Annotated in this window: 11 protein-coding genes; 5 read left to right on the forward strand and 6 right to left on the reverse strand. The window is 70.0% G+C overall.

All coding sequences use genetic code 11. The features are described from left to right. Positions 1 to 2 precede the first annotated feature (2 nt). Positions 3 to 1,019, reverse strand: coding sequence for a saccharopine dehydrogenase family protein (locus ACFUNE_RS31830; RefSeq protein ID WP_383575258.1), 1,017 nt, complete (start codon positions 1,017 to 1,019; stop codon positions 3 to 5). 124 nt (positions 1,020 to 1,143) lie between these two features. Between ACFUNE_RS31830 and ACFUNE_RS31835 the strand changes: the two genes are divergently transcribed. Beyond that, on the forward strand, positions 1,144 to 2,124 hold the full coding sequence (locus ACFUNE_RS31835) for a helix-turn-helix domain-containing protein (RefSeq protein ID WP_383575181.1): 981 nt from the start codon (positions 1,144 to 1,146) through the stop codon (positions 2,122 to 2,124). A gap of 273 nt (positions 2,125 to 2,397) precedes the next feature. Then, the gene (locus ACFUNE_RS31840; RefSeq protein WP_383575183.1) at positions 2,398 to 3,384 is read left to right on the forward strand and encodes a GNAT family N-acetyltransferase; all 987 of its coding nucleotides are present in this window, start codon (positions 2,398 to 2,400) and stop codon (positions 3,382 to 3,384) included. A gap of 439 nt (positions 3,385 to 3,823) precedes the next feature. On the opposite strand, the gene ACFUNE_RS31845 is transcribed toward ACFUNE_RS31840, so the two are convergent. Then, entirely contained in the window at positions 3,824 to 4,414 is a 591-nt protein-coding gene (locus tag ACFUNE_RS31845) for a TetR/AcrR family transcriptional regulator (RefSeq protein ID WP_383575185.1), read from the reverse strand. Positions 4,415 to 4,502: 88 nt separating this feature from the next. On the opposite strand from ACFUNE_RS31845, the gene ACFUNE_RS31850 reads away from it, so the two are divergent. Both ACFUNE_RS31850 and ACFUNE_RS31855 read left to right on the forward strand, forming a co-directional pair. Then, a complete protein-coding gene (locus ACFUNE_RS31850) occupies positions 4,503 to 4,949 on the forward strand; it encodes an anthrone oxygenase family protein (RefSeq protein ID WP_383575187.1) in 447 nt (148 codons plus the stop codon). 81 nt (positions 4,950 to 5,030) lie between these two features. Beyond that, positions 5,031 to 5,456, forward strand: coding sequence for a DUF4267 domain-containing protein (locus ACFUNE_RS31855; RefSeq protein WP_383575189.1), 426 nt, complete (start codon positions 5,031 to 5,033; stop codon positions 5,454 to 5,456). 140 nt (positions 5,457 to 5,596) lie between these two features. Here ACFUNE_RS31855 and ACFUNE_RS31860 read toward each other — a convergent pair whose 3' ends face one another. From ACFUNE_RS31860 to ACFUNE_RS31875, 4 genes are all read right to left on the reverse strand, one after another. Next, a complete protein-coding gene (locus ACFUNE_RS31860; protein WP_383575191.1) occupies positions 5,597 to 6,058 on the reverse strand; it encodes an SRPBCC family protein in 462 nt (153 codons plus the stop codon). A 257-nt stretch (positions 6,059 to 6,315) separates the two neighbouring features. Beyond that, a complete protein-coding gene (locus ACFUNE_RS31865) occupies positions 6,316 to 6,711 on the reverse strand; it encodes a GNAT family N-acetyltransferase (RefSeq protein ID WP_383575193.1) in 396 nt (131 codons plus the stop codon). 165 nt (positions 6,712 to 6,876) lie between these two features. Continuing rightward, positions 6,877 to 7,161, reverse strand: coding sequence for a hypothetical protein (locus ACFUNE_RS31870; protein WP_383575195.1), 285 nt, complete (start codon positions 7,159 to 7,161; stop codon positions 6,877 to 6,879). Between the two features lie 394 nt (positions 7,162 to 7,555). Beyond that, the gene (locus ACFUNE_RS31875; protein WP_383575197.1) at positions 7,556 to 9,370 is read right to left on the reverse strand and encodes a serine/threonine protein kinase; all 1,815 of its coding nucleotides are present in this window, start codon (positions 9,368 to 9,370) and stop codon (positions 7,556 to 7,558) included. 624 nt (positions 9,371 to 9,994) lie between these two features. On the opposite strand from ACFUNE_RS31875, the gene ACFUNE_RS31880 reads away from it, so the two are divergent. Then, entirely contained in the window at positions 9,995 to 14,305 is a 4,311-nt protein-coding gene (locus ACFUNE_RS31880) for a hypothetical protein (protein WP_383575199.1), read from the forward strand. Positions 14,306 to 14,366: the final 61 nt, after the last annotated feature.

Here is a 14,366-nt window from a genome sequence, read left to right on the forward strand (position 1 = left end):
GCTCATGGGTGCAGTTCGAGGGTGATGTGCGGAGAGAGTGCGCTGAGGAAGTCGCGTGCGTCGAAGAGTTCGCCGGCGCTGGCGACACCGCTCGTGCGGGTCTGTCCGGTCAGGATGCGGTGGACGGCTTCCACCGCGAGCGGCGCGGTGACGGCGTAGATGTCCTGGCCGCGGGCCACAGCGCGGCGTTCGGTGTCGCCGGAGCGTACGACGACGTCGACGAGGAAGGTCTGTGCGGAGCGCCCGCGCTCGTCGACGGCGGTGGGGGGCGAGGGGGCCGGTGCCGCGACGCCGGCGGCCGCCTCTGTCGTCATGTAGGTGCGGACCTCGGGGATGGAGAGATGACTGGGGATGGTGACGACGTCGGCCATGGTGAACTCGCCGACGACGGGTCGTGACCCCATCGGGTCGGGGAACGGCCACTGCACGGTGGGCAGATCGTCGGTGTGGTACTCAAGCCGCCCGTTCGAGAAGCGGACGCGTCGGCCGCCGCGCCGCTCCACGGAGACCTTGCCCGCGGCACGCGTCCCCTCTGTGGGCTCCCAGCTGTCGAGCCCATACGCGATGTGCGCCTCGTCGGCGCTGGTCCAGTCGCGCATGGCGGCAGTGGCGAGCAGGTCGCCGAGACCACCGTAGAAGGCCATCGCGGGGACGATGACCGCGCCGGCGGCGCGGGCCCGGTCCGCGAAGTGTGCGAACGTGTCGGCGTTGGCCTCGATCTCGGCTGCCACATCCACATACGGGATCCCGGCCCGCAGGGCCGCCTCGATGACCGGTGCGGCTGTCGTGGCGAAGGGCCCCGCGCAGTTGATGACGGCTGCCGCGCCGGCCAGCGCGTCATCGAGTGAAGCCTCGTCGGCGACGGATGCCGGACGGACCTCGAGGTCGGGGTACTCCCCCGCCAGTACTTCGAGTTTCCGGGCGTCGCGCCCGGACAGGACGGGGATGAATCCGCGCTCCTGGAGGTGCGCCACCACGAATCTGCCGGTGTGTCCGTATGCGCCGTACACCGTGACCATCTGACTTGCTCTCAAGGCATTCTCCTGTGCTCGGCCCGGGCAACTGCCCGGCTGGAACGATCCTTTCCTAGTTGAACGGTCAACCGCGAGTGTCTGAAACGACATGGCCCGTACACTTTCGGACATGAGATCTGTCGCGCTGGCCGTCACCGACGGAATGCTGCATTTCGAGCTGTCCGTTGCCTACGAGGTCTTCGGCTCAGCCCCCGCCGCAGTGGCCGTTCCCTGGTACGACCTCAAGGTCTGCGGGCCCGCGGCCGTGCCCTTCGGACCCTTCCGCCTGGAGCCCGAAGTCGGCCTCGACCATCTTCGCGACGCCGACACGGTGATCGTCCCCGGCTGGGCCGACACCGACACGGAGCCGCCCGCAGACCTGATCGACGCGGTTCGGGCCGCCCACGACGCGGGCGCCCGCCTGGTCTCGCTGTGCACCGGGGCGTTCGTCCTGGCCGCTGCGGGCATCCTCGACGGGAAGCGCGCCACCACGCACTGGGCCCACACCGACGCCCTGGCCGCCCGCTACCCCGAGGTCGAAGTCGACCCTGACGTCCTCTACGTGGACAACGGCCGCGTACTCACCTCCGCCGGCAAAGCCGCAGCACTCGACCTGTGCCTGCACCTCGTCCGCCTCGACCACGGCTCCTCCGTCGCCAACACCACTGCCCGTCGCCTGGTCGTCCCACCGCACCGCTCCGGCGGCCAGGCCCAGTTCGTCACCGCGCCGGTGCCCGATCAGGACGACCACCCCCTCACCGGACTGCTGCCCTGGATCATCGAACGGCTCGACCAGCCCTTGACCGTGGAGGACCTGGCCCGCCAGGCCCGGATGAGCTCCCGCCACCTGGGCCGCCACTTCCGGGCCGCGACCGGCACCACCCCTCTGCAGTGGCTGCTCGCCCAACGCATCCGTCACGCCCAGGAACTCCTGGAAATGACCGACGACAGCATCGACGCCATTGCCACCGCCACCGGCATGGGCACAGCCACCACTCTGCGCCGACACTTCAACCGCACCCTGGGCGTCCCCCCTGACACCTACCGCCGCACCTTCCGCACGCGGAGCCACCAAGGCGAAGGGGCTTACCTGCGGATCGCGGCAGTGTGACCCGCAGGATGTCCGGAACCCGGCGCGCTGGACCGCCACGAGCACCGGCAGCCGTCAGGCGTTGGTTCCACTGCGCAGGACCGCCCGACCGCGCAGTCAATCGCGTTGACCTGCGCACGGACCCCCGGCATGATCACTCACGGTCGGCACGACGTGTGTCGGCCGTGACGCGCGCCCGTCCGCCAGCGGCGGCCCGGCCCGCCGCCTCCACTCCACCGGTCGCCCCGCCGACGCGCCACCGACCGATGGGCTTCGCGCCTGAAAGGTGCCTTCATGACCCTCCCGAGCAATGCCGCTCCTCGCCTGTCCGCCGTGCCGGGCCCCGGCACAGAACTCGACCGAGTCCTGGCCCTCACCTCCACCGAGCCCGTGTGGCGCCTCGCTTCCGACGCGTATCAAGAGGAGGCCGCCCAAAGGCAGTACCGCCCGGAATGGACCTGGGCCGCCTGGAGCTCGGACGGCCAGGTCCTGGCACGTGCCCTGTGGTGGGGACAGAGCGACAGCGCCCATCCGCTCGCGCTCGACTGTCTCGCGATGGCCGACGACGTGCCTGCCGCCCAGCGCGCCACACTGGCCGCCGCGCTCCTCGACGCGGGGCACCGGGCCTTCCGCGAAACGGGCGCCGAGACCCCGCCGTTGTACAACCTCATGCGTCTGCCCGGTTCGTGGCGTGACGATCCTGAGCACGTCACGGCCGTGGCCTGGCGCCAGGAGGCCGCTCGACGCGCGGGCCTGAGCGTGGAGGTGGAGCGACTGCAGTTCGAGTGGACGCCTGAGGAGCCGTTGCCGTCGGAGCCCAGGCGCCTGGTGTTCTCTCCGGAACCGGACGACGAGGTCTTCTTCGAAGCGATGCTGCGGGTCGCCGAGGGCACTCTCGACGCCCATACCCTCGAGAGCGAGACCGCCAACGGACGGGAGGCCGCCGCCCGCGAAAGCCTGCAGTTCTACCTCGACCGGCCCGGCAAGCGGGAGTGGTGGCGCCTTGCGCACACCCCGGACGGGGCCTTGGCCGGCCTCGCGATCCCCTCGGCCACTCCGTACAACCGCAACGTCGGCTATCTCGGCGTCGTCCCGGAGCTGCGCGGCCGCGGCTACGTTTCGGAGATCCTCGCCGCCATCACCCGCTTCCAGGCCACAGAAGGCGCGGAACGTGTCACAGCAACGACCGACCTCGGCAACCACCCGATGGCAGCGGCATTCACCCGCGCCGGATACCGGAACACGGACACCCGCCTCATCTTCTCAGCTCCGGTGAACTGACGAGGTCGTACACGGACCGCCCGCCACCCCGACGTCCTGGCCGGCCGGCGACGCGAACGGATCCGAAGCCCACACGAGATGGGGGTCCCGCCTGGGCAGCAGGCCACTGCCGGTGACGTCCCGGTGCTCGCCCATGTCCCGCGACGCGTAGCGAGCTGGAACTGCTGCCAGCCCTCATCCGACCAGCCCCTCCGGGGCAGCTGCGACGTCGGCTGCATTGCCGAACGGCCCGCAGGGCCGGGCGGCGGAACCCGCAGTGTCACTGTGCTGAGCCGAGCAACACCCGTGTGAGAAGCACGCACAGTCGCCTCCGGCACCTCGGTGTTCCGCCCGCGATCGCCTCCGCCGGAGCCGACCGGCACGACCCACCCTCCGCTCGGGCCGACCAACCGGGCGAACGGCGAGGACGCGGGTCGGGCCGCTCCATCTCGGGCGTTGGCTAGCGGAGTGGGGAGAGCACAGCGAGCCGGTCCACCAGCAGCTCCACCCGCGGCTCGGTGTCCTCCGGCAGCAGCCGTCCCGACCGGGTCAGGGTGGCCATCCCGTGCAGGGAGGCCCAGAACATCTCGGTGAACAGCTCCGGGGCGACGCCGTCTCCGGCGACCTCGCCGAGGCACTCCAGCAGCGCGGCGAAGGCGTCCTTGAGAGGCTCCGGGGTTTCCTCCTGGGCGTAGGCGAGGCCCCCGTCGAGCTGGAAGATGGCGTCGTAGACCGCGGGGTTGCGTTCGGCGAAGTCGAGGTAGGCGCGGGCGAGGGCGTACACCCGGGCACGCGTGCCGTCCGCGGTGGCAGTCGTGGCCCGCACCGCCGTGGCCAGCTCCGCGGCGCCCTGGAGGGCGACGGCGCCGATGATCTCCCGTTTGCCGCGGAAGTGGCTGTAGAGAACGGGCTGACTGTATTCGATGCGCTCGGCGAGCCGGCGGGTGGTGACCGCGTCCCAGCCCTGCTGCTCGGCGAGTTCGCGGGCTGTCGCCACGATGAGGCGCTCACGCTCGGCCCGCTCGCGTTCCTTGCGTTCCTGTACCGACATGAGTCGATCCTAGCACCGCTAGACAATAGAGCGGCAACAGTACTAGCGTTGCATCGTCAGCTAGCAGCACTAGATGCCAGGGGGCACCATGCTCGACGCACTTGAGATCGTCACCACCGTGGTCGTGGGAGTGATGGTGGGGGTGGAGTTCTCCGTCGCCTTCGTCATCAACCCGATCCTCAACGCCCTCCCGGAGGACAGCGGCCAACTCGGCCGCGCCCACGGGGGCCGGATGCTCGGCGCCGTGATGCCGTTCTGGTACATCGGCTCGCTCGCCCTCGTCGGCATCTGGGCCGCCGCCGGGTGGCACCACCACGGTGCCGGCCTCGTCGTCACCGCCGGCACGCTTCTGATGGTCAGCGTGATCATGTCAATCCTGCTGCTCGTCCCGATCAACAACCGGGGCAAGACGTGGACCCCTGACAACCGGCCCGCCGACTGGAAACAGCAGACGAAGCGCTGGGACGGCCTCCACTACATCCGCGTCGCCATCATCATCGGTGCCTTCGCCCTGCTGGTCGCCGCCCTCGCCTGAGCCCACGGGCTCAGGCCGTCCGACCAGGCCCCACACAACTCATCAGGCTCCACTCGCGAAGTCCCGCAAGGAGATCGAACAGTGTCGCTGAAGAAGATCAACACCGTCCTGACCGCCGTCTTCATCCTCTTCATCCTCTGGTTCGGGACGGAGTTCATCCTGAGCCCGGAGACGACGGCACCGGGCTTCGGCCTGCCGAGCCGGCCGTCCGGCGACGGCGGCGGCTTCCTGATCATCAAGGGCATCCGCGACGTCGTCCTGGCCCTGGTCCTGGGCATCCTGCTGGTGACGGGCCACCGCCGGGCGCTGGGCTGGGTGCTACTGGTGGAGGCCTTCGCCGCCTACGGCGACATGACCACGGTGCTGGCCCATCACGGCTCCGTCGCCACCGCGCTCGGCGTACACGGCCTGACCGCGACGCTGATGGTGGTCAACGGACTGCTGATGCTGCGCGAGACCCGCAAGGTCGCGGTCGCTCCGGCGATGCCCGCCCCGAATCCCGCCTGATCCTCTCGGTCCGAGGTGCCCCGGGCCCGGCGGGGCGGGGCCGGGCGGGCCCGGGGCCGGGCGGGGCGGGGCGGGTGGGGTGGAGCGGGGCCGGGTGGGGCGGGGCCGGGTGGGGCGGGGCCGGGTGGGGCGGGTATCTCCTACTCCACCGTCCGCGCCAGGATGCCGAGGGTCGCGCGCAGTCCCGCCTCGGGGATGATCGGGAAGATGTCCGCCTCCCGGTAGCGCTCGTCGATCTCGCTCCAGTCGTAGTACGACGTCACCAGCGTGCCGCCCTCGGCGGGCTCCAGCCGGTAGCCGTAGAGGTGCCGCATCGGGGGCTGCACCTGACCGGAGATGGTCCACTCGATGAGGACGTCCTGCTCGAACCGCGTGATGATCACGGTGACGTCGTACTTGCCGAGCGGGTAGTCGTTCAGCGACTCCCTGTCCATGTGCACGACGAACTCGTCGCCGGCCGCGCGCACCGGTTCGCCGTCGGCGGACTGCAGCATCCCCGAGCTGTCGATCGCCACATGGCCCGACGGGTCGCTCAGCAGCGCGAAGATCTTGTCCGGGGCAGCGGCGATCTGACGCCCCACTTCGAATCGGTCTGTAGTCATGCCGGTCAGCCTCGCACAGGCCGGTACGACGACCGGGGGGCGGCGTCCTGGTGCCGGCCCGCCTGCTGGGACAAGGTGCGCTCCTACAGGTGCCCGCAGTCCGGGACGTCGTCTTCTCCTGGAACTCGACGTACGACGCACCCCGGGCCCCGGCAGGTGACAGCCGTGCCATCGCTCATCCGCCGAAGAGCACGTCGCCAGCTGAGCACCTTCCCTCCCGGCTCCTGGACACGTCCCCAGGGCGGGGAGGCCCGAGGTCACAGGGCGATCAGTCCTGCCGCCGTCTCCCTGAAGCCGCAGGCATCGAAATAGAACGATCGCAAGTGCTCTTCGAAGTCGACATGCATCCACTCGCACCCTGCGGCACGACACCTCTCAGCAGCAACCCTGACCAGCGCGGCTCCCACCCCGCTCGAACGATTGCGCCGAGCCACGACCGTGTCCAGCACGAACGCATGGACGCCGCCGTCCCAGGCGACGTTGAGGAAGCCCACCAGCCGATCATCTTCCCGGGCGCAGACCCAGCCGAGACTGTGACGTTCAAGTCTCGAGGTCCAGTCCGTCCGCCCGACCGGATGATCGAATCCTTCGGCGTGCAGCTTGTCGAGAGCCGCGTTGTCGACGTCGGCTCGCCACTCATACGTGATCGTCATCATCCGAACCTAGTGACCACCGGAGCCGGACTACAGGGCGGGCCGAATCCCCACCCTCGGCTGCCGTCAGGAACCGCTGAACAACGAACGGACCGAAGACCGGCAGCTGCTGCCCACACTCATGGACAGCTACGTCGCCGCAGACGAACGGAGCCGACGGGCCCTTCAGTTCTCCAGGAAGCGCTGACGCCACCACCCCCACGCGCCCCACGGGCTTGCCAGCGTGAGGTGAGGGCTGAGGGGGACGGTCCGGCGGTCGAACTCGGCATCAAGCGTGCCGACGATCCTGCCGAAGTCGTCCCGAGCGCCGCGGGGAAGCCACTGCAGCACGTCTTCCAAGAGGTCCCGCGCCACCAGGGGATCACAGCACTCGCAGCCCATCATCGGATCCGGCAGCACGCGCCCCGGCTGATTCAGATGGCGCCGACACTCGGCCAGGGCAGCAGCCACAGCCCCCGGCCGGTCCTCCTCCGATTTCCGGATCGCTGCGCGAGTCGCCGCGGTGACACCACCGATCGGCGAACCGGGCGACCTCTCGCGGGCCGCCAACGCTCGGCGCGCAGCCCCTTCGGACGCCTACGCGGCATCGGCCTTTCGGATCAGCATCCCGTCATTCTGCCACGGGCAGGGTCGCCTCGGCACGCGGTCGACGAGAGGCCGAACCATGTCAGGTGCTCTCGCTTCTCAACGCCATTCGTGCGCTGTCCCCGGACGCAAGCAGGACCACTCACCATTCGTCAGATCGATACGGCCCACCAAGCCGGCCTGGCCCTACACCCTGCCCAGCTCGGGAGGCCCGAGCACACTGCCCAGGCGCCCGTGAGGGCAGCCCGGCGCGAGGTCGTCAGTTCTCCTTGGCCTGCTCGGCGTTGCGCCAGATCTGCAGGTCGATGGTGACGTACGAGCCGGGGTCGTTCTCGCCCGACTTGCCACGGTAGGTGGCCACCGCGATATGGCCGGCGCTGCTGAGCACACAGATCTCCGACCCGTTGCTGAGCTGGTCGAGGCGGATCGTTTCGGTGTAGCGCGTCTCGGTTCGGCAGGTCTGCAGGGAGCCCTTCTGTGTGTTGTTCAGCAGGACGAGCTTCCCGTTGTCAGTGCCGATCGCTGCCTCTTCCAGGAAACGCACGACGCTGAAGTAGAGATCTCCGTCGCCATAGGCCACGTCCTCGCTCTCGACCGGGCGTGGCGGGCTGTCGGCGAGCATGATCTCGTAGCTCTCCGTCAGGTCGATGCCCTTGTACGAGACCGGCTTCGGGTCCGCCCTCTGCTGGTCCCCACCTGAGGTCCCGACGCCGCTCGTATCGCTACTGCTGTTATGGCTCGGCGAGTTGGCCCCGCTGTTCTTGTCCTTGTCGGACCCGTCCGGCAGCAGGGAGCCGATGACTCCCAGGATGGCAAGCGTGCCCACGACCGACGCGGCCACGATCAGCCCGGTGCGCTTCGGCTTCCGGGGCGCCGGGGGCGCGTAGGTGACGTGGTTGACGGGGGGCTGCGTGTGACGGCCCGCCGGGCGCGTGGTAGGCGTCGGGTAGCCGGGCACCGGGGCGTGGTGGCCCTGCGTCGGGTGCATCGGGTGCCCGGGCGGTGGTACCGCTCCCGGCCCTCTCGGCGCGCTCCGGGTCGGCGCGGAGGGCATGGCGAAGCCGGTCGGCGCGTACGGGTCCACTGCGCCCGGCGCCGGATTCGGCGGAGAGAACTGGGTCGGTGTCGGCGCGACGGCGGGCTGTGGCGGCGGAGTTCTGGCCGGCTCGGGCAGGCGCAGGCGCTCGGTGATCGATCCGGCGACCGCCTGTGGCAACCAGTCCTCACCCTGGCGCAGCGCGACGGGGGACAGTTCGTGGCACAGCTCGATGATCTCGGTCAGGCTCGGCCGGCCGGCCGGGTCGCGGCTGAGGCAGCGGGCCACCAAGGGCAACAGCTCCGCGGGCAGCCGTCCGAGGTCGGGATCCTCGTGGACGATCCGGTAGAGCACCGCGTGCGAGGGCCCGCTGCCGTAGGCGGGAGAGCCGATCGCCGCGAAGGCCGCGATCTGTCCCAGGGCGAAGGTGTCGGTGGCTGGGGTGACAGTGCCGGCCGACGCCTGCTCGGGCGCCATGAATGCCGGGGTCCCCACGCTGACGCCGGTACCGGTCAGCGCGGTGGTGTCGGCCGCGCGGGCGATACCGAAGTCGATCACGCGAGGACCGTCGGAGGCCAGGAGCACGTTGGCGGGCTTCAGATCGCGGTGGATGATGCGTGCGCCGTGGATGACGTGGAGCGCCTCGGCGACCCCCACGGTCAGCAACAACACACTGCGCAGCGGCAGTGCACCGTGCTCGGCCACGGCGTGCGCGAGAGAGGGGCCCGGCACGTAGGCGGTGGCGAGCCAGGGCTGAGCGCCGTCGGTGTCGAAGTCGATGACCGGCGCCGTGTACAGACCCTGCACCCGCTGCGCGGCAAGCACCTCCTGCTTGAAGCGCCTCCGGAACTCGGGGTCTTCGCTGAACTCCGGGCGGATCACCTTGAGCGCGATGGGCCGGCCACCCGGCGTATAGGAGAGATACACCTTGCCCATGCCACCCGTGCCGAGCACGGCCACCAGGCGATAGCCGCCCACAACAGCCGGGTCGCCCTCCTGGAGCGGCTTGAAGTGATTGGCGGAAGGTGTGCTACTCATGGTGATTCGTCCCCTGTTCACAGCAGTTGGGCCTTCGAGGCCAAGAGGGAGCGTACCGACTTCCCTTCGCCGCCTTCGCCGCGTCGCGCAACGGTTCCGCTACGGAGCCGTCTTCGACTGCGGGTGACGCCGCGGCGGATGCTTGACCGGCGGCATCCGGTCGGCGTGGGCCCGGAAGCGGGCGGTGACCGGCGGTACGCCACTGAGTGGCTGTCGCGAGGAGAGTCCCACGTCCTCCGGGTCGAGGCAGCTGTTCATGTCCCGCTCGAACCGGCCGCGGATGCACGTGCGTCCGGAGCAGCGGCGACAGCGCCCGTCGGTCCAAGTCGGTGAGCCTGTCCGCACCTCCCAGGCGTACGCCGCACGCGGAGGCATCGCAGAGCGGCACCGGACGGGGGCGGAGGCTGTGACCGGTCCTCGGTCCGTGAGACGGCGCGGAGAGCGTGCCGAGACGCGCAGGTTCCAGCATGGTCGGCTGCGAGCCTCCTCCCGCCCGATGGCGCCCCGGATGTCCGCTCGCACCGAAGCAGCGTCGACAGCGCGGACAGAGAGTGAACCCCCATGCCAAGACCCAGAGGCGGCCTCCGCCTCGTAGCGGCGGTACCCGTCGTGCTGGCAGGACTATTGGCCAGCACCCTGCAGGCGGCCGCCGCACCCGCGCCCCCCGCACCGAAGCCGGCCGCGTCAGGCGCCGCGACGGACACTCCCTGGAGCGGTTCTCCGGGCGCCGACACGCCCGAGCGTCGGCCTGACGCTGCGGAGGCCGGGATACCCGAGAAGGATCGTGACACCGCGCTCGGCCGGGGCTGGCGCACCTCGCGGGACCGGATGTGGACCACTACCGGGGATGCGCAGGGCCTGCACCTGCTGGTCGCCGACGAACGGGCCGGGTACGCCTGGCGAACGGCTGCCACCCTCGCCGAGCCAGGCTTCGACACCGACGCCTGGATCGGCAATGCCTGTGTGACGGCCTCCGGCGAACGGGCCGTGGTGGTCTACGCGCCCCGAACCTTCACCAACAAGGCCGAGCTGTTCGCCCGCGGTGCCTTCGCCGCCGTGGTCGACCTCACCACGGGTGACGTCACGAAGCTCCGGCGCCAGGTCAGCCTGGCGTACTACAACCCTGGCTGCGGCACGGGCGAGGAGGCCGTGCTCACGCAGAGCGGTGGCGAGGACAAGTCCTCAACCCGGCTGCTGCGCGTCGACGCCGCGACCGGTGAGGTCGCTGCGCCCGTCGAGGTCACCGGACAGCTCACCTCAGCCGTCCCCGCAGGTGGAGGGCGCATCGTGGCGGCCGACACCTCCCGGATCGTCTCCGTCTCCGCCGAAGGCCGCCGTTCGACCCTGGCAGCGACCGACGCCGTGCCCTTCCGCCTCACACCGGACCAGGACGGCGGCCTGACCTTCCTGGACCGCTCCGGTGACCGGGCGACCGTGCGTCACCTGAGCGCCGGGCAGCTGAAGTCTCCCGACTCCGGGCGCAAGGCTGCGTCGCTGGGGCACGGCAAGCTCGATGCCGTCGATGTGACCCGCTCCGCCGACGGCCGCGTCTACCTCACGGGCACCGAGCGCGGTGCCACCGCCAGCGCCCTGCCCAAGGCGGTCCGGCTGCTCGACGCTCCCCAGGGGGCCCGCGCGTCCACCAAGGGCCGGGCCGTCATCACCAGCACCGCCTGGACGGACGGCAAGGACTCCCGGGTCACCTCCGAGGGGGCGGCCGAGCCCCGGCCCGTCACCCTCGGCGTCAGCCTGCCCGGCCGCAAGCGCACGATGACCTTCGTCGTCGACCCTGCCGCGGTCGTCGGCGCCGACGCCGAGCAGGGCGTTGCGCCCACGCCCGGCCTGGGCACGGGCACGGGGAAGAAGGCCCGGGCGACGAGCGGCCTCGCCGCGGCCGCCTCGCCGAGCAACCCCGTCGAGGACGAGCGGTACTGCTCCGTCCCGCGCAACGACCCTCGAAACCAGGCCATGCAGCCCAAGCCTCGCCAGGTGGAGTGGGCCGTCGACCAGGCCATCATGGGCACCCTGAACGCCAAGGCGTCGCGCCCTGCCAACTGGAAGAACCTCGGCATGCCGGCGTACGCGCCGCAGACCCTCTTCCCGAAGAGGGCGCTCGTCGACGGCGATCACGTCCCGGCGCAGGTGATGCTCGGCATCACCGCCCAGGAGTCCAACATGTGGCAGGCGGCCCGCTTCGCCGTCCCGGGCGTCACCGCCAACCCCCTCATCGGCAACTACTACGGGCTGGAGATCTACAACAGCAGCAGCGCCGATGACTGGGACATCAACTGGGCCGAGGCCGACTGCGGTTACGGCATCACCCAGGTGACCGACCACATGCGTCTCGCCGGCAAGGAGAAGGGGCCCTCCGACACCGCCTGGGCCTACCAGACCCAGCGTGCCGTCGCCCTGGACTACGCGGTCAACGTCGCGGCCGGCCTGCAGATCCTCACCGACAAGTGGAACCAGATCCGCAACGCCGGGATGAAGATCAACAACGGTGATCCGGTCAAGATCGAGAACTGGTTCTTCGCACTCTGGGCCTACAACTCGGGCTTCTACCCGCAGGCCGACAGCGCCAAGAACAGCGGCGCCTGGGGAGTGGGATGGGCCAACAACCCCGCCAACCCCGAGTACCCCGCCAACCGCGCCTCCTTCATGGACACCTCCTACGCCGACGCCGCCCACCCGCAGGACTGGCCCTACCCGGAGAAGGTGATCGGCTTCGCGGGCCACCCGCCGGAGCTGCTGGAGGCACCCAACACCCCCATCTCCGCGTACCGTCCCGCCTGGTGGAACGGTGACGTGGTCACCGCCCCGCTCAACCGCGCCAACGCCAAGCCGCCGGTGAACCAGTTCTGCGACGCGAGCAACACCTGCGAGCCGGGCAAGTCGTACACGCCCAACGCCCCCGAGGTGTCGGGCTCCAAGGCCGGTCCCTGCGCCCACAAGAACGCGTCCGGCCAGTACGATCTGAAGTGCTGGTACCACCAGAGCAGCACCTGGAAGAGCGACTGCTCCTACTCCTGCGGCAACGAGCTCGTCCGCTTCGACAGCACCTACGCCGAACAGCCCGACGGCACCCCCTACCCGCCCAACTGCTCCACCTCGGGCCTCCCCTCGGGCGCTCTCGTCATCGACGACCTCCCGGACGGCACACCGTCCGTCCGTCCCGGGTGCACCACACCCACCACCAACCAGGGCACGTTCGGCCTCAACTTCGCCGCCGACTCCAAGGGCCTCTACCCCTCGAAGATCGACTTCCATCAGCTGGGAGCGGGCTACGGCGGCCACTTCTCCTTCGCGCACACCCGCCAGGCCGGCGCCGAGAGCGGCAAGATGAAGGTCACCGGCACCTGGACCCTCAACAAGACCCTCAGCCAGCCGGCCCGGGTCCTGGTCCACCTGCCCGACCACGGGGCGCAGACTCAGCTCGCCCAGTACGACGTCACCACCAAGAGCGGTGTGCGCTCCCGCATCGTCCGGCAGCCGGGCAACGGCAACCGGTGGGTCTCGATCGGCGCCTTCATGTTCGGTAACGTCCCCAAGGTGACGCTCAGCTCCGTGACGTCCGACGGCACCGGCGACGAGGACATCGCTTTCGACGCTGTCGCCTTCGTCCCCATCACCGGCACCTACGTCGAACGCAGCGTCGACGCCGTAGCCCTCTTCGACGAGGACCAGAACATCGACACCTCCGCCCCGGCCTCCTGGATCGGCGGACCGCTCTCCGGCCGCCAGAACCTCTACGACTGGGCCACGGACCTCACCGGCCGTATCACCTCTCTGCCCTCGTGCACCGCGGGTCCCACCACCGGGTGCGTGATGCCGGCGACGAAGAGCGCGATGACCGCCTGGCGCTCCCAGGTGACGGCTGCGGGTACCGACCCGGTCAACCACCCGGACGGCACCAGCCAGGGCACCTGGGTGGGGTTCGCCAACCCGTACACCGACCGGCCGACCAGCTCCACCAAGCCGACCAGGTTCGACACCGACGACAACTCCTACAAGATCCGCGCGCGGACCACCGTCTCGTTCGTCAAGGACAGCGCGGGCACCGTCATCCCGGGCAGTGAGTACGTCGACTACGGGAACCGCACGGGCAATACGCACCTGCCGAAGTTCATGCTGGACACCTTCTCCGCGCTCGCCACGGACTACGGCATCGCCAAGCCCGACCTTCGCTACTCGGTGAAGAACCTCAACCAGCACGACAACAAGAGTCACGCCGCCGATCCACTGGCAACCGGCGTCCTCCCGGGCCGTTCCTACGCCTACGCCGGGAAGAAGCCGACAGTGGTGAAGGACGACGACACCCCGGTGGAGACCGGAGGCACCTGTGTCGCCACCCTGTACACATCGGGCGGCTCCATCGGATACCGGCCCATGCTGAGCGCCGACGCGCCCAAGCAGAACGTCGACAACTGGCAGAAGAAGGCCGACAGCGACAGCCGTGTACCTGACGCCGTGGCCGAACTGGCGGACGGCATCTGGTCCAACTTCTTCCAGACCGAGCTGCTCTCCCCCCTGGTCGGCACGGCCTTCGGCCAGGCGCCGCCCATCTGGCAGGAGCTGAGCCTGAAGGTCTGCGCCGACGGGTCGGTGCGCAAGGTGAGCGGCCGCCCCTACCTCCGCTCCAGTCACATGCCCGACCAGTACCTCTACCTGGACGGCACGGCCATGAAGCTGGACGGCACCGCCGGTGGCGCGGCGCCCGTGATCAAGGGCGACTTCCAGGACTTCAGCAAGATTCCCGACCCGAACCAGGACTACCCGCTGTGGCCCAACCCGTTCGGGCCGTGCAACTTCGGCACTGACCAGAGCGGCAATCCCTGGGACATCACGGCACCGGCATCCGCCGGAACCGATCCCTCCCCGGCACACTTCTGTCTGGACAAGAGCATCCCGCTCGACTCGGGATACAGCAGCTACTGACCCGCTCCCCCGCCCGACCCCGACAGACGTCCGGCCGGCCGCCTCCGCGCGGCCGGCCGGA

It is taken from the genome of Streptomyces sp. NPDC057287 (assembly GCF_042667905.1).
GTDB lineage: Bacteria > Actinomycetota > Actinomycetes > Streptomycetales > Streptomycetaceae > Streptomyces.

Excerpts from the sequence above, each read along its gene's own strand:
- ACFUNE_RS31830 (WP_383575258.1), bottom strand. The coding sequence starts at position 1,019 with ATGGTCACGGTGTACGGCGCATACGGACACACCGGCAGATTCGTGGTG.
- ACFUNE_RS31835 (WP_383575181.1), top strand. The coding sequence starts at position 1,144 with ATGAGATCTGTCGCGCTGGCCGTCACCGACGGAATGCTGCATTTCGAG.
- ACFUNE_RS31840 (WP_383575183.1), top strand. The coding sequence starts at position 2,398 with ATGACCCTCCCGAGCAATGCCGCTCCTCGCCTGTCCGCCGTGCCGGGC.
- ACFUNE_RS31845 (WP_383575185.1), bottom strand. The coding sequence starts at position 4,414 with ATGTCGGTACAGGAACGCAAGGAACGCGAGCGGGCCGAGCGTGAGCGC.
- ACFUNE_RS31850 (WP_383575187.1), top strand. The coding sequence starts at position 4,503 with ATGCTCGACGCACTTGAGATCGTCACCACCGTGGTCGTGGGAGTGATG.
- ACFUNE_RS31860 (WP_383575191.1), bottom strand. The coding sequence starts at position 6,058 with ATGACTACAGACCGATTCGAAGTGGGGCGTCAGATCGCCGCTGCCCCG.
- ACFUNE_RS31865 (WP_383575193.1), bottom strand. The coding sequence starts at position 6,711 with ATGACGATCACGTATGAGTGGCGAGCCGACGTCGACAACGCGGCTCTC.
- ACFUNE_RS31875 (WP_383575197.1), bottom strand. The coding sequence starts at position 9,370 with ATGAGTAGCACACCTTCCGCCAATCACTTCAAGCCGCTCCAGGAGGGC.